The 23,780-nt window shown below is 36.6% G+C and carries 22 protein-coding genes; 17 read left to right on the forward strand and 5 right to left on the reverse strand.

Annotated features, from left to right (window positions below; genetic code table 11):
* Window positions 1–2: 2 nt before the first annotated feature.
* The 3 genes from FG384_RS03735 to FG384_RS19705 form a co-directional block, all read right to left on the reverse strand.
* Window positions 3–1,130, reverse strand: a complete 1,128-nt coding sequence (locus FG384_RS03735) for a M20 peptidase aminoacylase family protein (protein ID WP_142641217.1) — start codon at window positions 1,128–1,130, stop codon at window positions 3–5.
* Complete coding sequence (locus FG384_RS03740) at window positions 1,127–1,987, reverse strand: MurR/RpiR family transcriptional regulator (RefSeq protein ID WP_142641218.1); 861 nt, start codon at window positions 1,985–1,987, stop codon at window positions 1,127–1,129. Before FG384_RS03740 ends, FG384_RS03735 begins: the two co-directional genes overlap by 4 nt.
* A 778-nt stretch (window positions 1,988–2,765) precedes the next feature.
* Window positions 2,766–2,918, reverse strand: coding sequence for a hypothetical protein (locus FG384_RS19705; RefSeq protein ID WP_166462371.1), 153 nt, complete (start codon window positions 2,916–2,918; stop codon window positions 2,766–2,768).
* A 223-nt stretch (window positions 2,919–3,141) separates the two neighbouring features.
* On the opposite strand from FG384_RS19705, the gene FG384_RS03745 reads away from it, so the two are divergent.
* From FG384_RS03745 to FG384_RS03755, 3 genes are all read left to right on the forward strand, one after another.
* Complete coding sequence (locus FG384_RS03745; protein WP_142641219.1) at window positions 3,142–3,333, forward strand: hypothetical protein; 192 nt, start codon at window positions 3,142–3,144, stop codon at window positions 3,331–3,333.
* A 168-nt stretch (window positions 3,334–3,501) separates the two neighbouring features.
* Entirely contained in the window at window positions 3,502–4,014 is a 513-nt protein-coding gene (locus tag FG384_RS03750; protein WP_338101313.1) for a GNAT family N-acetyltransferase, read from the forward strand.
* 671 nt (window positions 4,015–4,685) lie between these two features.
* Window positions 4,686–5,111 (forward strand): VOC family protein, encoded by a 426-nt coding sequence (locus FG384_RS03755; protein WP_142641220.1) that lies wholly within the window; start codon window positions 4,686–4,688, stop codon window positions 5,109–5,111.
* Between the two features lie 116 nt (window positions 5,112–5,227).
* Here FG384_RS03755 and FG384_RS03760 read toward each other — a convergent pair whose 3' ends face one another.
* Window positions 5,228–6,586, reverse strand: a complete 1,359-nt coding sequence (locus tag FG384_RS03760) for an FAD-binding oxidoreductase (RefSeq protein WP_142641221.1) — start codon at window positions 6,584–6,586, stop codon at window positions 5,228–5,230.
* Between the two features lie 102 nt (window positions 6,587–6,688).
* Between FG384_RS03760 and FG384_RS03765 the strand changes: the two genes are divergently transcribed.
* From FG384_RS03765 to FG384_RS03790, 6 genes are all read left to right on the forward strand, one after another.
* Window positions 6,689–7,357 (forward strand): GntR family transcriptional regulator, encoded by a 669-nt coding sequence (locus FG384_RS03765; protein WP_142641222.1) that lies wholly within the window; start codon window positions 6,689–6,691, stop codon window positions 7,355–7,357.
* Window positions 7,354–8,376 (forward strand): DctP family TRAP transporter solute-binding subunit, encoded by a 1,023-nt coding sequence (locus tag FG384_RS03770; protein WP_142641223.1) that lies wholly within the window; start codon window positions 7,354–7,356, stop codon window positions 8,374–8,376. Before FG384_RS03765 ends, FG384_RS03770 begins: the two co-directional genes overlap by 4 nt.
* 30 nt (window positions 8,377–8,406) lie before the next feature.
* Window positions 8,407–8,901: a TRAP transporter small permease gene (locus FG384_RS03775; RefSeq protein ID WP_142641224.1), complete on the forward strand. Its 495-nt coding sequence runs from the start codon at window positions 8,407–8,409 to the stop codon at window positions 8,899–8,901.
* Window positions 8,898–10,181, forward strand: coding sequence for a TRAP transporter large permease (locus FG384_RS03780; RefSeq protein WP_142641225.1), 1,284 nt, complete (start codon window positions 8,898–8,900; stop codon window positions 10,179–10,181). The genes FG384_RS03775 and FG384_RS03780 overlap by 4 nt, the downstream gene beginning before the upstream one ends.
* Before the next feature lie 27 nt (window positions 10,182–10,208).
* Complete coding sequence (locus FG384_RS03785) at window positions 10,209–11,369, forward strand: aminotransferase class I/II-fold pyridoxal phosphate-dependent enzyme (RefSeq protein ID WP_142641226.1); 1,161 nt, start codon at window positions 10,209–10,211, stop codon at window positions 11,367–11,369.
* 131 nt (window positions 11,370–11,500) lie between these two features.
* Entirely contained in the window at window positions 11,501–12,574 is a 1,074-nt protein-coding gene (locus FG384_RS03790) for a hypothetical protein (RefSeq protein ID WP_142641227.1), read from the forward strand.
* A gap of 1,119 nt (window positions 12,575–13,693) precedes the next feature.
* Here the strand turns inward: FG384_RS03790 and FG384_RS03795 are convergent.
* On the reverse strand, window positions 13,694–14,599 hold the full coding sequence (locus tag FG384_RS03795) for an LCP family glycopolymer transferase (RefSeq protein WP_142641228.1): 906 nt from the start codon (window positions 14,597–14,599) through the stop codon (window positions 13,694–13,696).
* Between the two features lie 190 nt (window positions 14,600–14,789).
* Between FG384_RS03795 and FG384_RS03800 the strand changes: the two genes are divergently transcribed.
* The 8 genes from FG384_RS03800 to FG384_RS03835 all read left to right on the forward strand — a co-directional run bounded on the left by FG384_RS03800 (window position 14,790) and on the right by FG384_RS03835 (window position 23,777).
* On the forward strand, window positions 14,790–15,899 hold the full coding sequence (locus FG384_RS03800; protein WP_142641229.1) for a CdaR family transcriptional regulator: 1,110 nt from the start codon (window positions 14,790–14,792) through the stop codon (window positions 15,897–15,899).
* Window positions 15,900–16,939: 1,040 nt separating this feature from the next.
* Window positions 16,940–18,349 (forward strand): FAD-linked oxidase C-terminal domain-containing protein, encoded by a 1,410-nt coding sequence (locus tag FG384_RS03805; RefSeq protein WP_142641230.1) that lies wholly within the window; start codon window positions 16,940–16,942, stop codon window positions 18,347–18,349.
* A complete protein-coding gene (locus tag FG384_RS03810) occupies window positions 18,346–19,662 on the forward strand; it encodes a (Fe-S)-binding protein (RefSeq protein ID WP_142641231.1) in 1,317 nt (438 codons plus the stop codon). Before FG384_RS03805 ends, FG384_RS03810 begins: the two co-directional genes overlap by 4 nt.
* Window positions 19,663–19,682: 20 nt before the next feature.
* Window positions 19,683–20,696 carry a DctP family TRAP transporter solute-binding subunit gene (locus tag FG384_RS03815; RefSeq protein ID WP_142641232.1) on the forward strand — a complete coding sequence of 338 codons (1,014 nt, stop codon included), beginning with the start codon at window positions 19,683–19,685 and terminating at the stop codon, window positions 20,694–20,696.
* 17 nt (window positions 20,697–20,713) lie between these two features.
* Entirely contained in the window at window positions 20,714–21,199 is a 486-nt protein-coding gene (locus FG384_RS03820; protein WP_142641233.1) for a TRAP transporter small permease, read from the forward strand.
* Window positions 21,196–22,518 carry a TRAP transporter large permease gene (locus FG384_RS03825; RefSeq protein WP_142641234.1) on the forward strand — a complete coding sequence of 441 codons (1,323 nt, stop codon included), beginning with the start codon at window positions 21,196–21,198 and terminating at the stop codon, window positions 22,516–22,518. The genes FG384_RS03820 and FG384_RS03825 overlap by 4 nt, the downstream gene beginning before the upstream one ends.
* Window positions 22,519–22,549: 31 nt before the next feature.
* A complete protein-coding gene (locus FG384_RS03830) occupies window positions 22,550–23,311 on the forward strand; it encodes an SDR family NAD(P)-dependent oxidoreductase (RefSeq protein ID WP_142641235.1) in 762 nt (253 codons plus the stop codon).
* Window positions 23,304–23,777, forward strand: coding sequence for a PCC domain-containing protein (locus FG384_RS03835; protein ID WP_240793336.1), 474 nt, complete (start codon window positions 23,304–23,306; stop codon window positions 23,775–23,777). The genes FG384_RS03830 and FG384_RS03835 overlap by 8 nt, the downstream gene beginning before the upstream one ends.
* Window positions 23,778–23,780: the final 3 nt, after the last annotated feature.

Raw genomic sequence — 23,780 nt, forward strand, 5'->3', positions numbered from 1 at the left:
TTTCACTTCCTTTTTTGGAAAGTACCAATGACTGTACGTGCAAGAATTTCCGTACCGGTCAACATACTTTCATGATTAAAAGTCATATCTGGATGATGTAAGCCGGGTGCCAAATCACACCCAAGTCCTAACATTGTTGCTTTTATGGAAGGTCTTTTTAAAGTGTAAAAATGAAAATCCTCTCCGCCTGGTGTAATAATAGGGGCTATGTAATAATCTTTTCCAATAGTATCAATTATTGCTTTTTTCATGATTTCCACTGCTGACGAATCTACCTCAGCCGCTGCAATTTCCGTTTCAATATGAAAATCTATTACTATGCTATTTAAGCTTGCAACAGATTGAATAGCATGCTCTACTTTAGAAATTAATTCATTCATAGATGCATTTGATTGCGCTCGTATGTCGATACTGAACTCAGCATTTCCGGGAATTATATTCGCAGATTCGCCACCAGCTTGGAACCTAGTAAGCTTAGCGGAATAAGACATCATTGGATCTAGATATATTGCTTGAATTGCTTGCACAATTTGTGCACCTATTTCGATAGCATTTTTCCCTAGATGAGGTCTTGCACCGTGGGCCTCCACTCCATGAATTTTGCCACTTACTAGTTTTGCTGCGCCATGTATGATAGCAGGTGCTGCATAACCATCTTGAAGTTCCTGAATTGGTCTAAGGTGAACTCCATATAAATAGTCAATATCATCTACTAATCCTTTACTTATGAAAGAAAGTGCTCCTGTACCTTTTTCTTCTGCTGGTTGAAACAAAACTTTTAAAGTTCCTTGATGTGGAACGCCAAGTTTTTTTAATAAAAGGAGTGCCCCTAATACCATAGTCATATGGGCATCATGACCACAAGAATGATTGGCTCTAAATTCACCATCCACTTCCTGCCAAAGAGCATCCATATCTGTTCGAAGACCAACACAAGGCTTTCCACTTCCAATTGTTACAATAAGACCAGTAGAGTCATCAAATGTCGATACGTTAAATCCTTGATTTAATAAAATTTTTTTTATATAGTTTGTTGTTTCAATTTCTTTCCAGCTGATTTCTGGATGAGTATGTAGATACTTAAAAACTGCTTCCACAATAGGTTTTATTTCGGATATTTCCTTTTTCATGTTGCTTCTCCCTCCTCATCAAATAGGAAATTACTAGGTATACTTTTATACAATTCTTGCCTTTTCATGAAATCCTCTTTTTGTTCTACGATTAAACCAGCAACAATTGCATTCATAAATGAGAAGAGGGGAGAGACTGCGTCTAATGTCGATTTATTTGGTGAAAATATCGGAAATATTACATTACTATGTATATGTATAGGAGCAAGCAAAGAATCAGTTATTCCAATAACGAATGCTTTTTGTCTTTGAGCAAGCTCTGCAATTTGAATTGTTTCTTTTAAATATCGGTGAAAAGATATGATTATTACAACCGAATGAGTATCCATTTTACTAATTGTACGAATTACATCTTCCGTTTCTGGACGTATGAAATGTACATTATCTTTCACTAATCCTAATGAAAAGGAAAGCCAATTGGCGGCGGAGTAAGAAGAACGAAGACCAAGAATATATACTGAATTTGCTTTTGAGAGTCGTTCGATTGCTTCATGATATTGATCTTCTTGAATTTGGTTCATCGTGTGTTGGATAGATTGACGATCTTGCTCCATTACTTGTTTGAAAAAGCTTGTATTATTTGGCAGCACAAGTTTCGATTGTTGGTAGGTAGTTATGCTGCTTTCATGCGAAAAAAAATGCTCACGGATAAGTTTTTGAAGTTCTACATAACCTGAAAAGCCAAGTGTATAGGAAAAACGTATAACTGTTGACTCACTTATTCCAATTTTAGAACCGAGTTCTGATGCTGAACACATAGCAATATCTTTCGGATGATCTATTACATAATTGGCCATTTTTTTTTGGCTTTTGGACATTGCCACAAAATTCTCTCGAATAAGTTCATGCAATATCAATATATTCACTCCCTCGTGAAGGTATGCCGTTATTATTTAAATTAAATGAAGTATACACTTCAATTTATGTTATTGCTTAATTTATCACAATATTCAGTAGAAAACAATATTGTATTCGTTATACATCCAGCAAATTCTACAAAGGACAAAAAAATCCCCACATAAGTAGGGAAGCAGACTGTAGACAAATTCGTTTTACAATGAGTAGAGATGTATAAGAAATCAGCAGGGCCCGCCACTTCGCTTTCCGTGGGCTTGGCTTCAGCCTCCTCGTCACTTTAAAAACATGTGCTCCTGCGGTTACTCGTCGCAAAGACACTGGCCAAATAAAGTTCGGCCAGTGTCTTTCCTGCGGGGTCTTCAGCTCAAGCTATTCCCACAGGAGTCTCAGTAGCGGGCCCTGCCTATTTTTCAAAAGTTGAAATTGGAAATCTGAAGATGCTGTGATCAATCAATGTTTCTCGAAACATCTGATAAAAATAACGGATTGACTATCCCATCTCATCAAGTGAAAAGGCTTGAATTGTCCACTTTTCTGTTTATTGAAGTTAAAAATAAGCGGAAGGCGGCGACTCCTGCGGGACAGCGAGACAGTCCAAGACCCCGCAGGCAAAGCCGAGGAGGCTTGGCGCGAGCCCGCGGAAAGCGCCCGCCTGGAGTGATTGCTACAGGAAAGGCAATAATCACTATGTTCTTAATACATTTTGATTCATAAAAAAGCATTGTCGACAAGCTGAGTCCCTACATAAGTAGGGACGATTATTGGGAAGTTTTTAATTTAGTTTTCGACGGTTGGAGGTTCCTTTTTTTCTATCTTTTCATCATCGATTTTTGGTGCAGGTCCTCCTTCACCAATCATATTAAGGGAAGCTATTAAGTCTAAATCCTGTCGCTTGGCCATTTCTTCAGGGTCGACATGATTTGGATTCACAAAATCTCCTCCTTCACTCTTTATTTATTATTATACGAAATATTCTGTATTCCATATGATGAATTGCAAAAATAAATTTTGAACGCTAAAAAGGTACCAAAATTTATTTTTGGTTAAGAAAGCCTTAGTAAAACGGTATCTTCAAAAAAAACACTGAATTCTGACAATTGCATTAACTTAAAGAATGGTTAAAATATAATAAAAATGAAAGAGGGGATCTTGCATGAATTTGAAATATTTTGCAGAAGCATTGAATCAAAGCCTACAAAATGTAGAGAAATCAGTCGAACATATGGAGCTTCATACAAATATGACGAAAACCCAACAGCTTCAAATTATGCAAGCAATATTAGAATTAAGCGAACGGATAAAGTTAATAGAAACGCAAATAGCGTTAAAGAATAATATACATTAGGCACATTGAGTTTAAGTGCCTAATGTAATACTTCTATCTACAAAAAAAGCCTTTATTAAACTATGACCTCTTCTTCCAATTAAATTTTTGTTTTAGCTGTGGAGGAAAAGTGGCAATTTAATAGAATTATTATAGAAAAACACATGAAATGATCAGGGAGGTTTATAGTTGAAATTCAATAACCTGGATGCTTTTCAGATTAAAATAGCAACAACAGATGAAAGTAATCAAGTTATAACCATGTTAAAAGAAGTTGCTCAGTGGATGAAAGATAGCGGAATAAAGCAATGGGAGTTTCTTTTACGAGGTGGTGACGATGAAGAAATTAAACAAGCAGTGTCTAATAATGTTACTTATATCATTATAAAAGACAAAGAAATTATTGCTACTTTCACACTTTCGAGTAAACAATCAGAGTGGGATAATCATATATTTGGGGAAGATAGATTGTCTAATTCGCTATACTTACATAGACTGGCGATAACACCTAAATTTATGAAAAAGGGAATAGGAAAAAGTATATTACATTGGATACTGGAGAATATTAATACCGATAAAGAATTAATTAAATTAGATTGTGTTGCGAATAACACTAAACTGAACGACTTCTACAAAAACAACGGCTTTGAACTTATTGGTATTAAGGATGGTCATAGTAAGTTTCAAGTATGTATCAAATAAAGAACTCAGCAAGTGCTCTTAAAAGGCATTCAGAATGATTATATTCTGAATGCCTTGTTCTATTTTGTTTAAAATTACACACGAAAACAGTAACGAGAGTAGAACTATACGAGTACATCTATTATGCCATTTCTAAAAAGTACACTAGTTGATAGGAACAGAGGAGGAGACTCCTGTGGGAACATCGTGCCCAGGTGATACCCCGCGTGCTTGCGAGGTCTATGAAAAACTCTTAATTAGTTTTTTTATGGAACTATTTGCTGTATCTGAACTACATACTAGGATTTAGCGCGGCGGCATGAGACTCCTGCGGGAAAGCGAGACAGACGAGACACCGCACGTAGCGAAGCGAAGGAGGAGGCTTGTCGCTCGCCCGCGGAAAGCGAATGCCAGAGCACTAAATCCGAGTAGCAAATATATGTCAGAATATTTATTAGTAGGATAGTTTTCAGTACTCTCGAGCTTGCGACGAAGAGGAAATCAACGGTATTTTAGTCAATACCATTTTAAATGAAAAACGAGTGTTAACAAACCCCAATTTTGAATTTGTCTACATCTGAATTTATTTGTATACACTTTATTAAATATATAATTTTGGATGGTAAAATGATACAATGAAGTTGTCATTCGCTATTGAGTGAATAATATGATAAATAAGAGGAGTGTATCAAATGGCAGTAGATGTTTATCTTAATTTTAATGGAAATTGTCGTGAGGCTGCAGAGTTTTATGCAGAAGTATTTAAGACTGAAAAACCACAAATAATGACTTTTGGTGAAGCACCTCAAAATCCTGAGTACACTTTACCGGAGGAAGCAAAAGATTTAGTTATGCATACTCGACTTTCTATTAATGGGAGTAACGTAATGTTTTCGGATGTTTTCACTGGTTCTCCTTTTATTTTAGGCAATAATATAAGCCTTGCATTAGTAAGCAAGAACGAAGAAGAACTTAGATCTGCCTTTGATGCGTTAAAAGAGGGTGGAAAAGTAGGTATGGAGCTTCAAGAAACATTCTGGAGTAAATGCTATGGATCATTAAAAGACAAGTTCGGTATCGAATGGCAATTTAGCCATGAAGGCGCTGAAATGCAATAATAATGAAATATAAAAGGGCTGTTCAACAAACAATTTTGTTGGACAGCCCTGTTTTTAAAGACTTGGAAGTATATAAATTTAGTATTTCATCCATGAATCCTTTGTTCAATGTTCTTTTAATAAAACATTTTCCCGGGATTCATAATACCTTTTGGATCAAATAGCGATTTGATAGACTTCATATATTGCACTGCATCACCATGCTCTGTAAGTTGATACTTCATTTTCCCAAGTCCAACTCCATGTTCTCCCGTACAAGTGCCACCAACCTCAATTGCTTTTAATGCGAGCTGTGAATTAGTAAACTCTGCTTTTTCCTTTTCTCCTTCGTCCGTTGGATCAAACATGACAATAGTATGGAAGTTACCATCTCCGACGTGCCCAAATACTCCTCCCATTAGCCCACTGTCTTCTAGTAAGGTTCTTCCTAAATCTACTAATTCAGGTAGTTTAGAGATGGGAACACATACATCTGCTCCAGTAGATGCTTTTCCTTTCATATGACGATATGCATATGCAAGTTCATGTCGAGCCTTCCAAAGTTCAGCTCGTTCTTTAGAATTGCTAGCACGTTCCCAATGTTTGCTGCCGAAATCTCTCATTAATTCTTCCACTACATGAGCTTCTTCTTCAACTGCGTTCGTAGTTCCAGCAAATTCAAAAAATAGAGAATGTGCTTCAGGGAATGTATAATTTCCGTATTTATTCACCTGATGAATACTTTCAGCATCCACAAATTCCATACGCATAACTTGAATCCCACTCATTAATACTGCTTGTGCTGCCTCTGCACATTCTAAAGGTGTTTCAAATGTACATCTAGCTGCTACTGTTTGTTCTGGAATTCCGTGTAACTTAAGTGTAATTTTCGTGATTACACCAAGCGTTCCTTCTGATCCTGTGAAAATTCCATTCAAATGATATCCAGAAGAAGATTTCTTTGCTTTCGAACCTGTATGTAATACCGAGCCATTAGCTAATACCACCTCTAAATCTAGAACTTGATCACGCATCGATCCGTAACGAACCGCTGTTGTTCCGCTTGCATTTGTTGCAACCATCCCACCTATTGTAGCATCAGCACCTGGATCAATTGGAAAGAACAGCCCATGTTTATTCACATATTCATTCAGTTGAAGTCGGGTTATACCAGGTTCTACTGTAATCATCAAATCTTCAGGAGAAAATTCCACTACTTTATTTAACCGGTCAAAATTCAATGAAACACCTTTGTTGATAGGGATAGCTTGACCTTCTAAACCAGAACCTGCTCCGAAAGGGGTAACGGGCACTTCATATTCACAAGCCAATTTTAAGACTTTTATTACATCTTCCGTATTTTCCGGAAAGTATACGAAATCTGGTTCAATCCATGGATGAAAAGATTCATCTCTACTATGACGATAAAGATCGGATTCACTTTGGCTAATCTTATCTTTATCAAGGAATTGAAAAAACTCTTCTAATTTTCTCATTATATTTCACCTAACTTTTCAAAAATTCTAAAATTTATATTTACAAGAAGAATAGCATAATATATCATTCCTGTATACAGTATACAGAGAGGAGGGTCTTAATTGAAAAAAATAATTCAGAAAGAATCACTTGCAGATTTAGCTTTTAAAAGTATAAAAGATGCGATTATTGCTGGAAAACTCGAACAAGAAGAAGAGTTACCTGAGGAAAAACTAGCAGCAGATTTAGGAATTAGCCGTACTCCCATACGGGAAGCTTTAAAAAGACTTGCTGCAGATGGTCTTGTTAATTTGCATAAAGCTAGACCTGCAACAGTAGCAACATTTACAAAAGATGATGGTTTGCATTATATGGAGATTAGAAGACTTCTAGAAATATATAATATTGAAAAAAACGCAGATCACCTTTCTGACCAAGTACTGTATGAATTAAATAGTAATTTGGTAGGGCAAAAAGAAGCAATAGATTCTAATGACTACAATTCATTTATTGATTTGGATCGTGAATTCCATCTACTTCTTGCGAACATCGGAAATAATGTGAAGTTAATCGAACTAATCAATCAGTTGAACACAGGGGTCAATCGTGCATTTTTAGTTCTATCTAACACACTACCTGTAAGTGCAATGGATGCTTATATAGAACATAAGAAAATTGTCCAAGCACTTCAAAATTTAGAAAAAGATTTAGCTAAACAACTGATGATTTTACATCTAGAAAATGTAGAAAAAAGATTTTTGAACTATTACACAGAGGAGGAAATGGAATGAAAAAATTATTAGTTTTCGTATTAATAGCAATGTTAGCGCTTACAGCGTGTGGAAGACCAACAGGTAATACTTCTAGTTCAAATGGGGATGATCAAGAAGTACATACTATTCGTGTAGCCTATTTAGTGTCAGAGGAACAATCTACTCATTTAGCTGCAAAAACATTTAAAGAAACATTAGAAAAAGAATCTAAAGGACGCTTGAAAGTGGAATTATATCCTAATGGACAACTTTATCCATCTGACCGTGAGGCGATTGAAGCAGTTCAGCTTGGTAATGTGGAAATGACAATACCAGCTGTAGCACCACTTGCTTCTTTCAATAAAAAATTTATGGTTTTCGATTTACCATTTTTGTTTAATGATAATGAAGCTGCGTATCGCGCGCTAGATGGAGAACTAGGTCAACAATTATTATCGGAGTTAGAGAAAAATGATTTGAAAGGTCTCGTATTTGCAGAAAATGGCTTCCGTCATATGTCTAATAATAATGGACCAATTCAGGGGACAGACGACTTAAAAGGACTAAAGTATCGTACTTTAGAAAATCCGGTTCATACAGATACTTTTAAAGCATTTGGTGCAAATGCATCTCCATTCGCATTCGGTGAACTATATACAGCACTACAACAAAAAACATATGATGCAATGGAATCACCAATCTCGTTATACTACACAAACAAGTTTTATGAAGTTCAAAAGTACTTAACTATTTCTAGCCACGTTTACGCTGCAACTATATTACTTATGAATAACGAGTTTTATAATAGCTTACCGACAGATTTACAAGAGCTTGTTGTAAAAACATCTGAAGAGTACCGTACCGAACAACGTAAAATTGCTCAAGAGCAAGATGTTGAATTCTTAAATAGTTTGAAAGAAGAAGGTATGCAAGTGAATGAGCTGACAGAAGAGCAACGAAATGAATTTAAAGAAGCGGTTAAGACAGTTTACGATAAATATGTACCAGAAATCGGTGAAGACTTAGTAAATATGGCAAAAGAAGCAAATCAAAAATAAGCAAGTGGAAAAAGGGATGGGGGAAGTAGTGTGTTAAAGAAATTTTCAAAATTTGAAGAAATACTACTCGTTTTGTCACTTGCTGTCATGGTAGCACTAATTTTTGGTCAGGTAATTGGAAGGAAAGTATTTGACTCTGCTCCAAGCTGGACTGAAGAAATGGCAAGATATATTCATATATTCCAAGTATGGATAGGTGCAAGTTATGCAGTGAAATTACGACAGCATATCCGAGTGGAAGCATTTATAACACGCTTTCACGGTGTTTTTCGACAAGTGTTAGAAACATTATCAATTATTATTTGGTTCTTTATGGCATTATTTCTTGCAATATTTGGAACCCAACTTGTTTTAAGTAGTCTAAAACATGGTCAGCTTGCTCCAGCGATGCAAATTCCTATATGGATTCCGTTTCTTGCCATTCCACTAGGTGGTGCGGGAATGGCGGTTCGACTAATTGTTCAACTAGTACAAGTGTGGAAAGGTAATTACGAGAAACCTGCTGATGAGGAGATGATCGCATGACGGTAGCGTTATTATTTGGTACTTTGTTCGTATGTTTACTAATCGGTGTGCCTATCGCTGTCTCATTAGGAATTTCAGCACTTGTTGCAATTTACTTTGGTTCTACGTTGCCATTAGGTATTATCGCCCAAAAAGCATTCACCTCTTTGGATTCCTTTCCTTTATTAGCAATTCCGTTTTTCATGTTAGCAGGGGTGTTAATGAGTAAAGGTGGTGTATCGAAACGACTACTTAATATGGCAGCTGCTATGGTAGGATGGATAGTAGGTGGACTTTCATTAGTAACAGTAGTTGCTTCCATGTTTTTTGCTGCAATTTCTGGTTCAGGTCCAGCAACTGTAGCGGCCATTGGTGGATTTATGATTCCAGAAATGAAAAACAAAAAATATGATGGCGGTTTTGCTGCTGCAATTTCTGCATCTGCAGGATCGATTGGTGTTATTATTCCACCTAGTATTCCTTTTGTTCTCTATGGGGTTATTGGAAGTGTTTCTGTAGGAAGTATGTTTCTAGCTGGTATTATTCCAGGAATCTTGATTGGGATAGGACTAATGATTACTGCATATATTATTGCTAAAAAACGCGGTTATAAATCGGAAACAAATACTACTTTTTCGTTCAAGGATGTTTTAAGAGCTACATATGATGCGAAATGGGCACTTCTTATACCAGTCATAATATTGGGAGGTATTTATGGAGGATTCTTCTCTCCTACTGAAGCAGCCGTAGTGGCAGTAGTTTATTCGCTAATTGTTGGACTCTATGTATATAAAGAATTGACTTGGAAGTCGGTATATGAATGTTTTCGAGAAGCTGTAGTCATTAATGCAACAACAATGATTATTATTGGACTTTCCGTTTCATTTGCTTATTTTATGACTTTAGAAAGAGTTCCAGATGATATTTCTTTATTCTTAACAGAATTATCTTCTAACCCTATTGTCATATTAATAGCTATTAATATTATACTTTTAATTGTAGGTATGTTTATTGATACTATTTCAGCCTTAGTTATTTTAACACCTATTTTATTGCCAATAGTAATTGCTGTTGGAATTGATCCAATTCATTTCGGTGTTATTTTAGTTTCCAATTTAGCGATTGGTTTTATCACACCGCCGCTAGGTGTCAATTTATTCGTAGCATCTAGTGTAGGGAATGTGAAGTTTGAAAAAATAGTGATGGCCATTATTCCATTCCTGCTGTCGATGATTATCTGTTTAATCGTAATTACATTTGTTCCAAGCCTATCTTTATGGCTTCCAAGTTTTTTTAAGTAATTTAATGTGAAAGAAGGATGACATGTAATGTCTTTAAGCATTAACCCACGTGCTCAAGCACTAAAAGTACCAGGTATACGCCAGTTTTCAAATCAATTAGTAAATTTTCCGAATGCTATTAATTTAACAATCGGTCAGCCCGACTTTCCTACACCTATCTCCGTAAAAGAGGCAGGGATTCGAGCAATTGAACAAAATTTAACTGGGTATTCTCATAATGCTGGATTATTAGAACTCCGAGAAGCAGTTAACAACTTTTTCACTACTAAATATGGTTTTTCATATGACCCACAAAATGAAATTGTGATTACAAATGGTGCTAGTGAAGCGATCGACTCCATTTTCCGAACGATTTTAGAGGAAGGTGATGAGGTTATCTTACCAGCACCAATCTATTCGGGATATGTACCGGTTATTGAACTGTGTGGTGCAAAGGTCGTTTATTTAGATACGACGGAAACTGGTTTTCAACCATCCGCTCAGAAGCTAGAAGCGCTTATTACGGATAAAACGAAGGCGATTTTATTTAATAATCCTTCTAATCCTACAGGCGTTGTCATCCAAAAGGAAACGATGGATGAACTAGTTCACCTGCTAAAAGATAAAGATGTATTTGTACTCACTGATGAAATTTACAGTGAAAATACTTTTTCGGGAGAGCATTTTTCGTTAGCTTCATACAAAGAACTTCGAGATAAACTTTTTTATATTCATGGTGTTTCCAAATCTCATTCCATGACTGGGTGGAGAGTAGGATTCTTAATGGGACCGTTTTCTATCTTAAAGCAAGTCATGCTAGTACATTCGTATAATTCAATTTGTGCTTCTTTACCAGCACAACATGCAACCATCGAAGCTTTAACTAATTCCAAAGATACACCGGAAGAGATGAATGTAGAGTATGTTAAAAGACGTGATTATGTGTACAATCGATTAGTAGAAATGGGATTGTCTGTTGAAAAACCGAATGGTGCCTTTTATATATTTCCTTCTATAAAAGATTTCGGTATGACTTCTTTTGACTTTGCAACGAAGCTCTTACACGAAGGTGGCGTCGCTGTTGTACCTGGTAGTACGTTCACTCCGTACGGGGAAGGCTTTATTCGAATTTCGTATGCTTATTCTATGACTGTGCTCGTGGAAGGGTTAAATAGAATAGAGAAATTTATCCAAAATATGAAAAAATAATAAAAATAAATTGTAAAAAATATGAAATAGTATTGCGTTCTACATTTCCCTAAACTAAAATAGAATTAATTTGTATTACTTTTTCTATTGTAGCAATAAGTTCCATACCACATTATAGAATGGAGAACATGATGAAAAAAATTATTTCGTATTCATTAGCTTTGGGGATTTTTAGTTCTGCAATATTAACACCTTATACAACTGCATCGGCTGCTTCCTTGTCAAAGGCTGAATCATTAGTAAATGCAGCTGAAAAACATGCGGGAGTATTAAAATGGCAAATATCATATGAAAATACGCACGCTATCAAAACACCTGATATGAAGGTGTTTAATAATACAAAGTCTGCTTACTTACAAGCTCAAAAAGAAATTTCGACTTTAAAAAGCTCTGATAAGCAAAAGTTAGAAAAAAGATTAGCTGAAAATGTAGGAATCCACTATGAGCGCACGATGGGCTATATTGATGCCCTTACTTCTGGAAATAAAATATCAGCATTGACGCAAAAGTTCGAACAACAATATGCAGAGGATCCAATTGGAGATGCAACTGAAAAGTCGTATCATGAACTAACTGCTGAAATTAGAAAACAAGCGAAATTACTTTACAAAGTATACGGAAAGTCTACACGAGATGCTTTTCTTTCTACGTATAAAGCTCCAGCAGAAACAGTACTTAGTGACGCTAAATATACTATCTCTGCAAAAGGGGATTTGAGAAAATTAGATAAACTCGTCTCGCAGAAAGCAAATCAGTCGTTAGTGGAAAAGCAAGTAGATCAATTATTCACATCTTTCGATATGATTATAGAGGACGAAATATATTATACTCTTTATGATGAATATAGCTTAATCATCCGTAAAGATGCTAGTTTTATACAACAAGAAAAAGAACTAAATCAATTCTTTGCAAAAACGAATGAGCTAATTAACAGTGAAAATGTAGATGGTGTATTCAATCAATATAGTTCCGAATATCCAAACTATGAGAATCTAAAAGAAGAAATTAAGAATGTATTTAATGAAGTTGATTTGAAATTTGAATTTGTCCATTCTCATGTATATTCAATTATATATGGGTATGCCTATGTAGAAGTGACAGATACAATAACAGAAGGTACAGAATCTGACACAGTTACAACTGTCTACTTATTGAAAAAAGAGAATAATGAATGGAAGTATATTGATATTTTTGAGTCCTATTAAGACTCTTCAAACCTAAACACTTATGTTTAGGGTCAGACTGTAGACAACTCAGGAAAACGAGTTGTCTACTTTTTTTATGGGATAGATTAGATTTTACGAAGCTGCGCTTTCGAGCGTTGAGCCACTTGGGCCAACACGATGTTGGTCATGAAGGCGTTGAGGCCCATACGACATGGGTCATGCAACCGTTGCCACAGGATGTGGCGAACTTAGGTTGCCTTCCTAATAGACGAGGCGCCATTAGCTTTCTTTCCTCTAACATGCTGTGGGCACTGAAAAAGTACATGAAATGTGGCTTTGCCAGGTGGAGTTGTCCAATATTCCAATAGATAAGAAAATCGTTGAAATGGCTCCCTTTCCGCGGGTGTTGCCTCAGCCTCCTCGCTTCGCTGCGGGGTCATCGACTAACGCTATTCCCGCAGGAGTGTCGCCTTTTTCAACGAATTTCTAGGGTATTTACCTTAATAGAATAGACAGTTCTTCAGTGCCTTCGCTATGCTCCTGCAGGTACCAGGCGGTGTTGTCCAATATTCAATAGATAAGAAAATCGTTGAAACGGCTCCCTTTCCGGAGCCACTGAAAAACCAAAATTCAGAAAATAAAGTCACCACTTGAGAAGTATATTTGTATCAAAATTGGCATGACGTCCCCATAAACACCCTAAAAAGTGAAGGAATTATGGGATTTCGTTTTTATTTTTTGAAAAAAAGTGACTTTTTCAGTGGCCTCCCTTTCCGCGGGCGTTGCCTCAGCCTCCTCGCTTTGCCGCGGGGTCTTCGACTGACGCTATTCCCGCAGGAGTGTCGCCTTTCTCAACGATTTACTAGAAATGAAAAAGTATTTATCTTAGTAAAAAGACAGTTCTTCAGTGCCTTCGCTACTCTCCTGCAGGTACCAGGCGGTGTTGTCCAATATTCCAATAGATAAGAAAATCGTTGAAAGGGCTCCCTTTCCGCGGGCGTTGCCTCAGCCTCCTCGCGTCGCTGCGGGATCTTCGACTAACGCTATTCCCGCAGGAGTGTCGCCTTTTTCAACGAGTTTCTTTTTTTAATGCTTCCTAATATTTTAGCCGGATTATTATTAACTGATATCTAATGATTTTTATAGTTAACTAGAAAGTCACTCTATCTCTAAATGCTCTTTCAATTTAGTAGTCACATTTTTTAACTCTTCTTCATCCATCATGAAATACCAAATACCATCGATTTTCTTTCCTTCTCCTTTCTCAAAAGAAAGTGATTCCATCTGATTCAATGTGCTTTTATATCCTTTTTGAATATCGATCATTTGCTCAAATGTCATATTTGTTCGAAGGTTCTTCTGGAGAGAGGATAATATATCTTTATAGTTCCATAAACTATTGATGGAAGCCCCTTTTTGTAAAACAGCTTGCAGTACTTGTTTTTGTCTAGCTTGCCTACCAAAGTCACCTAAAGGATCATCCATTCGCATTCGAACATAGCTTAGTGCTTGTTCTCCATCTAAGTGGATAGTACCTTCATCAAAAATAAAGTCATCCACTTGAAATGCATTTGCATTTTCAACTGTAACCCCTCCCACAATATCAACAATTTCCAAAAAGCTTTCCATATTTACCTGAACAACATAGTCGATTGGTATATTCAGCAGATTTTCCACCGAATGAAGAGCCATGTCCATTCCACCAAAAGCATATGCATGATTTATTTTATCTACTTTGTTTTTACCTATGATTTCTGTATACGTATCTCTTGGTATGCTAATTATTTTTGTAGAATTAGTGGATGGATTAGCCGTTATGACGATGATTGTATCAGAACGACCTTTGTCATTCTCCCGTTCATCTACACCGAGGAGAAGCAATGAAAATGGTTGTTTTTTTACTAATTCAACTTCTGTAGTCCTTAGTTTAGAAACTTGGCGTATTTCTGGTTCGTGAATTGTTTCCAGTGTAGTGGAAACTTCATTATAAAAGCTGCTTGCATATACGATACAACCAATAAAAAAGCTTGCAGCAACAATTATCCATATTATTCTCTTTTTCATAAAGGACCCCGTTTCTTTAACTTAGCAATTCTATTGTTATTAATATGAGTATAGTCAGAATAATATTATTCCTATACATAACAGTAATTCATGTTGGACACAGCGGAAGGAAATTTGAGGAATTTTGTCGAATAATATCGGTATATGTTTTTTCTCGTAAGGAGTGGTTATTTAAAAGGGAGGGGATAGAGTGTTTAATTTGGAAGAATTAGGACAAGATATTATAAATGAACTCGGATATCTAATCAAAGAGGAAGTTATTATGACAGATTCTCGAGGATTTATTCAGGTGAGTACTGACCCTAAGAGAGTGAACCAATTCCATGAGGGAGCACTACATTGTATGAAAGCAGAAAAATTACTTCATATGACAGAAAAAGAGGTTACCAAGCTTCGTGGTGTTCGAAAAGGAATTGTTATTCCTATTATTATTGATGAAAAACCAATTGCAGTATTAGGAGTAACAGGAGATCCAAAGAAAATTGAACCACAAGCTCTACTGATAAGAAGAGTAGTGGAGTTATTTGTACAAGACTCCCTCAAAAGACAGGAAAAAGATGAGAAAATCAGAGAGTTTGAGTTTTTCATGATTGATTGGATAACTTCTACATCAAGGGATAAACAATTTTACAAACGAGCAGAGTTATTAGATATACAAGTTGAATTGTATACCCAAGTTGTCATGATTCAAGCGATGGATGAAAAAAGGAGATTTAAAACAGAAGACGTTGATTTTTTCTTATCTGTTCAAACGATACATCCATTGCTGAAGGCAAGTCGTTGGGGACAAGAAAAAATTATTTTAGTTTTGCCAGAAATGGACCAACTAAAATTAAAAATTGAATTAGAAAATTTAATGCTACATGTGAAACGAAAAATGAAAATGGAACTTGCTGTTGGTATAGGTGAACAGACCGAATATAATGAGCTGTCTCTTTCGTTTAATCAATCGGAGAGAGCCGTAAAAGTGTCTCAGAAAAGTAGAAGAATTGTATTTGAAAGAGAGCTACTATTCGATTTAATCTTACATAGTTTACCAAAGGAAACGAAAGAACAATTTATTGAACGAACGGTTGCCCCTTTGTTAGGAGACGAAGAGCTATTCCACAATTTACGTGTGTGGTTCAGTGAAAATCAGTCGATGAAAAACACCGCACATAAGCTACACATACATAAAAATACATTGACATATCGTCTTCAAAAAGTAGAAGATTTAACGGGATTGTCCATTTCTGAGACCCATGATATCTTTCTTATTTATCTGGGAATTCGACTAGTAGACGAATTAAATAGTTTATAAAATAATAGGCAGTTGGAAATGCACTCATTCCAACTGCCTTTAAAATTTTTCTTAGCTTTTCATTTCTAGAAAACGTTGGAAAAGGCGACACTCCTGCGGGAATACGTTAGTCGAAGACCCCACAGCGAAGCGAGGAGGCCACTGAAAAACTCAAAATTATTATTTTTATAGGAACTATTTGCTGTATATCAATTAAAGAATTTAGCGCGACGCATGAGACTCCTGCGGGAAAGCGAGACAGACGAGACCCCGCACGAAGCGAAGCGTAGGAGGAGGCTCGTCGCTCGCCCGCGGAAAGCGAATGCCAAAGCGCTAAATTCTCTTAGGACTATTTGATAGATAATTTATATGAATGACACTTTTTCAGTGCCCTCGAAGCGAGGAGGCTGAGGCAACGCCCGCAGAAAGGGAGCCATTTCAACGATTATCTTATTAAATGGACTATTGGACAACCCCATCTAGCAAAATCGAATATAGGAACTTTTTCAGTACCCTCATTCAAACTCTACTTTTTTATTTCTAGAAAATCGTTGAAAAAGGCGACACTCCTGCGGGAAAAGCGTTAGCAAAAGACCCCACAGCGAAGCGAGGAGGCTGAGGAAACGACCGCGGAAAGGGAGGCCATTGAAAAACTCGAAATTATTATTTTTATAGGAACTATGTACTGTATTTCATTTAAAGAATTAGCGCGACGCATGAGACTCCTGCGGGAAAGCGAGACGGACGAGACCCCGCACGAAGCAGAGCGAAGGAGGAGGCTCGTCGCTCGCCCGCGGAAAGCGAATGCCAAAGCGCTAAATTCTCTTAGGACTATTTGATAGATAATGTATTTGAATGACACTTTTTCAGTGCCCTCCGGAAAGGGAGCCGTTTCAACGATTTACTTATTTCTAGTAAAGCATTCTAGTAAGTATTTTTGTTTGTTTGCACAATGAATTTGTCTAAAATGTGACAAAACATTGGGTTAAAGTCCATATATTCTTAATGATTTGAATATTAAAATAAATGAAAACGTTTTCTGTTGAATAGGAGGATTACAGATGGAAGACTATCTGATCCAAAAATTGATTGCGATTACTGGTAAAGAAAATGCTAAAACGACGACAGCTCAGAAGCTTGCTTATTCTTACGATGCTACAGCAAACTTTCAAGCATTACCGGACTTAGTATTATCTCCATCGAATACTAAGGAAATTCAAGAAATTGTTAAAATATGCTCCGAATATAAAATTCCCATCATCTCACGTGGATCTGGAACGAACTTAGCAGCAGGGACAGTTCCAAATGCAGGTGGTGTCGTTCTTCTCTTTAATAGAATGAACCAAATATTAGAGTTCGATGAAGAAAATTTAACACTCACCGTACAACCTGGAGTTATAACAAAAGATATTAACGAGCTAGTGGAGCCAAAAGGTCTATTTTATCCGCCAGATCCAAGTTCTATGAAAATCTCCACAATTGGAGGAAACGTCAGTGAAAATTCTGGTGGACTGAGAGGATTAAAATACGGAGTAACTCGAGATTATGTAAAGGGGTTAACTGTAGTACTACCGAATGGAGAAATTCTTAAAACAGGAGGAAAGCTTTCAAAGGATGTTGCTGGATACGATTTAACAAGTTTGTTTGTTGGTTCGGAAGGAACAATTGGTGTTATTACAGAAATTATTCTTTCCTTAATACCATTACCTCAAACGAAACAAACGTTACTTGTTTTTTATGATCAGCTCGAAACTGCTGCCAAAACGGTTTCTTCCATAATTGCGGCAAAAGTAGTTCCAGCCACTTTGGAATTTATGGATAAAGGAACGATTGAAAATGTAGAGGAGTATATGAAAATCGGACTTCCAACAGATTGTGAGGCAATGCTACTTATTGAACAGGATGGGGACTTGCAAACAGTTGAAAGGGATATGCAGTTAGTACATAAAATTTGTATGGAGCATGGAGCTAAATCTACCCAGCTAGCGCAGTCCGCTGAGGAAGCACTACAACTAAGCACAGCTAGACGAGTAGCATTGTCGGTACTAGCGAGAAAAAGACCTACAACCATTTTAGAAGATGCTACTGTTCCTAGATCCGAAATTGCCAATATGGTAAAGGAGATTCAACGAATTGCAGTAAAGTATAACTTAATGATTTTTACATTCGGTCATGCAGGAGATGGCAACCTCCATCCTACTTGCCTAACAGATGTTCGCGATAAAGAAGAAATGGAGCGAGTGGAAGCGGCTTTCAGTGAAATTTTTGACAGTGCTATTCGCCTAGGTGGAACGATTACTGGAGAGCATGGTGTAGGAGAAATGAAAGCACCTTATCTTGAATGGAAAATAGGTGCATCTGGAATTGAGGTCATGAAGGGTATTAAACAATCACTTGATCCATTAAACATAATGAACCCTGGAAAAATCTTTGCAAAAGACCGTAAGCAGAGGGTTGTGGTTCAAACATGACGACTGCACTTCAAGAAAAAATGCAACAAGCATTTGTGACACATGTAGATGATGATCGCCTAATGGATTGTATGAGATGTGGATTTTGTCTACCAGCATGTCCTACATATATTCATTCGGGCTTTGATGAAACACAGTCTCCAAGAGGAAGAATTGCATTAATGAAAGCTATACGAGATGGACAGATCATGTGGGATGGTTCGGTAGAAGAATCTTTTGATCTTTGCTTAGGTTGCAGAGCTTGTGAACCTGCCTGTCCTGCAGGAGTTCAATATGGCACTTTAATAGAAGAAACTCGTGAAGCAATACTTTCAGTGAAGCCCCAGTCCTTGAAGGAAAAAGTTGTTCGTAAAGGTGCTTTTGATAATCTATTTGCAGATCAAAAGAAAATGCAACAAGCAGTTAATCTTGTAACGTTTTATCAAAAATCAGGTCTACAGAAAGTAGTAAGGAAAATAGGGTTTTTAGAACTTTTTCCTCCTTTCATGAAAGAGATGGAAAGTGTCCTACCAATACCAGCAAAAAGAAAGAAACCTGAAAATGAAAGAGCAAAAGTGAAGGTAAAAGTTGCTTTTTTTGCTGGATGTTTAATGGACACATTATTTAATGAGACAAATAGAAATACGATAGCAATCTTAGAAAAATTAGGTTGTGAAGTGCTAATTCCCGAAAATCAGCAATGCTGCGGAGCTTTACATGGACATAGCGGAGAATTAGAAAAATCAAAAAGAAACGCTATAGCAAACATCAAAGCATTTGAGTTAGATGAGATTGATTTCATTGTGAATAATGCAGGAGGTTGTGGTGCTTTTTTAGGAGAGTATGATAAATTACTTTCCAATGATCCAATATTATTTGAAAAAGCTAAGCAATTTACTGCAAAGCAGATAGACATATCTTCCTTGTTAATAAAATTAGGAATTGTTGATTACTTAGAAAAGCTACCAGTAAGTTCATCTTTAGGACTTGTCACTTATCAAGATTCATGCCATTTACGAAATGTAACAGGTGTTAAGGACGAGCCTCGCGATATATTAAAAGCTGTGCAAGATTGCAAGTATGTGGAGTTACCAAATGCAGATCTTTGTTGTGGTTCTGCTGGCATATATAATTTACTTCAGCCAAAAATGGCATCACTCCTTTTAGAGTCTAAAATGCAGAAAGTGAAAGAAGTAAGTGCAAGTACCGTGATCACAACAAACCCTGGATGTTTGTTGCAAATGAAGGTTGGTATTGAGCGAGAAGGACTATCTACTACAACACAGGCATTGCATTTGGTTGATTTTATTTATGGAAAAATGTTTTACCAATAATAATTTGGAGGGAAATAAGAATGAAAAGAAAAAGTTGGAAATTAGGGTCATTAGGTTTAGCTGCAATGCTTCTGTTAGGGGCATGTTCATCAGGTTCGGCAGAAGAGTCAAAAGGAAAAGAATACAAATTGAAAATGTCAGTTACAGTAAACGATTCTTCAACATGGTACGCAGCTGCTAAGAAGTTGTCTGATGATGTAAGTGAAGAAACAGATGGACGTATTAAAATTGAAGTATTCCCAAATGAGCAATTATCTGGTGGGGATTCAGGGAAAGCTGTAGAAATGCTTTCGAAAGGTTCGACAGATTTAACATTCAACTCCACAATTATTTATTCCATTTTAGATGAGCGTTTTGGTGTAGCGAGCGCACCTTTCCTATTCAATAATACCGACGAAGTAGATAAAGTATTTGGGGGAGAAGGTGGAGAAGCTATAACAAAAATACTAGAAGAAAAAGGTGTCAAGGCCTTAGGATTTGGTCAGAATGGATTCCGACAAGTGACGAATAGTGTGAAAGAAATTAAGTCTCCTGAAGATTTGAAAGGATTAAAAATACGAATTCCTGGTATTACAATGTATACCGATTTGTATCGTACACTTGGTGCGGATCCAACTACTATGACATTCTCAGAAGTGTTTACTTCACTTCAACAAGGAACAATTAATGGGCAAGAGAACCCAATTGATGTTATTCATTCATCTAAATTAAATGAAGTACAAGACTATTTAACATTGTGGAATTACTCTTATGACCCACTTGTACTAGGTATGAACAAAAAACTTTACGATTCTATGAGTAAAGAGGATCAAGAATTGTTTGCAAGATTAGGTAAAGAAGCTGCGGAATATCAAGTAGAGTTAGCTCGTGAAAAAGAAACGAAACAATTAGAAGAGTTAAAAGCTGCTGGAATGAAACTATATGAGCCAACGGAAGATGAACTGGCTAAATTTAAAGAAGTTGTTCAACCAGTTTACGATAAATACACAAGTATTTGGGGAGAAGATTTACTAAAAGCGTTTCAGAAACGTTAAGATTGGAGGGCAATAAGATGGATCAACTATTGAATAGATTAGAAGAATGGATCGTTGCTATTGTCATGTCCGTCATGTCGACCATTGCGTTTTTGAACATACTTTCTAGGGGAATTGTGAACTATTCACTTTCCTTTACGGAAGAAATTACGATTAATTTGTTCGTATTTTTAACTTTTGTAGGTACTTCGATAGGTGTGCGTCAAAACGCACACCTTGGATTTACTTTAATATTTGATAGAGTCAATGGCATGTTTAAAAAAGGTATTACATTACTAGTAGGTTTACTTATGGGGATTTTATTTCTTATTTTATTATACTTTGGAATCCAGATGGTTCTTTTCCAAATGGATATGGGGCAAAAAACTCCATCGCTTGGATGGCCTCAATGGGTTTTCTCTCTAGCTATGCCAGTAGGAGCGTTACTTTGTTTATATCGTACTATTCAAGCAACAGTTATCGAGTATCGTGAAGAAAATGTGAACGGAGGAAAATCAGTATGACAGCAATCATATTATTTGGCCTATTTATTGTGCTAGTTTTACTGCGAATTCCAATAGCTGTTTCATTAGCGATATCTTCTATTGTTGTGTTATTTACAGGCAGTGGAATATTTGGGCTAGAGCTTGTGGCAGATATTATGTACACAAGTGTCGCGAAGTTTACGTTACTTGCTATTCCATTCTTTGTGTTGGCTGGGGTAATTATGGAGCAAGCAGGTATTTCTAAGAGACTTATTGATTTTGCTCAAGCATTGGTCGGTCATAGAAAAAGTGGAATTGTTTTTGTAACAGTGTTGGTTGCTATCTTCTTCGCTGCAATTTCTGGATCAGGTCCTGCTACTGTTGCCGCTATTGGCGGTATATTGATTCCAGCACTTGTAGGTAATGGCTATAAGAAGGAAACAGCTGGTGCTCTTGTAGCAAGTTCTGGTGCAATTGGTATCGTAATTCCTCCAAGTATTGCATTTATCGTTTTTGCAGTAGTCGCAGGAGATCAAATCCCTGTATCGATTGCGCGTCTTTTTATCGCTGGTATAATTCCTGGTATTTTGCTTGGAATAGGATTCGTGCTTGCTGCCATGTTTGTTAGATGGAGACAAGAGAAAAAAGAAGGTCCATTAGAAGGGTTTGTTCAACAAAAACGAGCAACTGGGAAAGAAAGATGGAAAGCTTTTGTAAATGCTTTGTGGGGGCTCATGATTCCAGTAATCATTTTAGGTGGTATTTATGGTGGTTTCTTTACTCCTACAGAAGCTGCAGTAGTTGCTGTGTTCTACGGATTACTCGTAGGTTTCTTCGTTTATAAAGAATTAAATATTAAAAGTCTCTTTAATATATTAGTAGCATCTTCAGTTCAGACGGCTACTGTTATGTTCATCGTTAGTGCAGCATCAGTGTTTGCTTATATTATTACGACAGAACAAATTGCAACTACTCTATCAGATGCAATGTTAGGACTTTCAGACAACAAAATAATTATTTTATTAATAGTAAATATCATTCTACTAATTGCTGGTATGTTTATCGATGCAATTTCAGCATTCTACATTCTAGTACCTATACTAGCACCCGTTATGATTTTACTAGGTGTTGATCCAACGGTATTTGGAGTATTTATGACGGTTAACTTAGCGATTGGTTTATTTACACCACCTGTTGGGTTGAATTTGTATGTAGCATCTGGAATATCTAAAACGTCACTTGGAGAAATATCGAGAGGTGTTGTACCGTTTGTAATTTCTTCTGTAATTATTTTGTTGCTTATTACGTATGTGCCAGTAATTTCAACATTTTTGCCAGATTTATTGAACATAAAATAAGGATATTAATAATAAATAAGGGGATGGGTTCATGAGAGTAAAAGGTCAAACAGCCATTATAACAGGGGCAGCAAGTGGTATTGGAGCAGAATCTGCCATTTATCTTGCAAAAGAAGGGGCAAATATTGTTCTAGTAGACTTAAATTCTTGTGCCAAAACGATTGATCGAATTCGTGCTATTAACGAAGATGCTCAAGTGCTGGAATGCTTAGGGGACATTCGGGACGAAGAGTTTGTGAAAGCAACAGTAGCTAGATCATCGGATACCTTTGGCGAATTACATATTTTAGTAAATAATGCAGGTACGTGCGCCCGCTTAAGTATTGAAGATATGACTTTAAATGCATGGGATAGAGATTTAGATACGAATGTAAAAGCATCATTTTTATTTATTCAAGCAGTTGTATACCCACATATGATGGAGCAGAAATATGGTCGCATCATTAATATTAGTTCCATTTCTGGTATAAATGGTGGAGCTTCTTCTGGGGATGGAGATGCAACAAGAAGATCTGGTCCAGCGTATGCAGCATCTAAAGGAGCGGTAATCGCATTAACAAAATGGGTAGCAAAAGAGCTAGGTGTGCATGGCATTACTTGTAATTCGGTTGCACCAGGTGCAACCGCTACGGGTATTACATCTGGGGTTGATTATGATTTTAGTAGACAAGTTGTCAAACGTATGGGTACTCCTGAAGATATAGCGGAAGCAGTTCTTTATTTTGCTTCACCAGAGTCAAGCTATACGACAGGTCAAGTGTTACAAGTCGATGGAGGGTATAACTTTGGCTGATCGAATACAGGCGGTACTTGATAAAGAATCTAGTCGTATTGTTGGAAGATTCATGAAAGATGTAGATTTATTTGGTGGAATAAAAGAAGTGTGTAAAAGATTTGATTTAGAAGCTGCCCAGTTTCAATGTATAGGCTCGCTCAGCCATGCAACATATGTACAGTTGGAGAAAACGAGTGAGGGAGTTCTTCAGTATTCCAAGAAAATTATAAGCGATTCTCCAGTAGAATTATTATCTGGTACTGGATTCGTTGGGCTAGGTTCAGATGGAGAGCTAGATGTACATTTTCATGGAATGTTTGTGGATTGTCACCAACAAATTAGTGGAGGTCACTTCCTTGATGGAGAGAATCCGGTTGCTATCACAATTGAATTCATTTTGTTTCCTTTGAAGGATATTGAACTTAAGCGTGGAAATGATTTATATAGTAATTTACCAGTATTTCAGTTTTCAATGAAGGAGTGAGTT

This window comes from Psychrobacillus vulpis (assembly GCF_006861825.1).
In the GTDB taxonomy this organism is placed as follows: Bacteria; Bacillota; Bacilli; order Bacillales_A; family Planococcaceae; genus Psychrobacillus; species Psychrobacillus vulpis.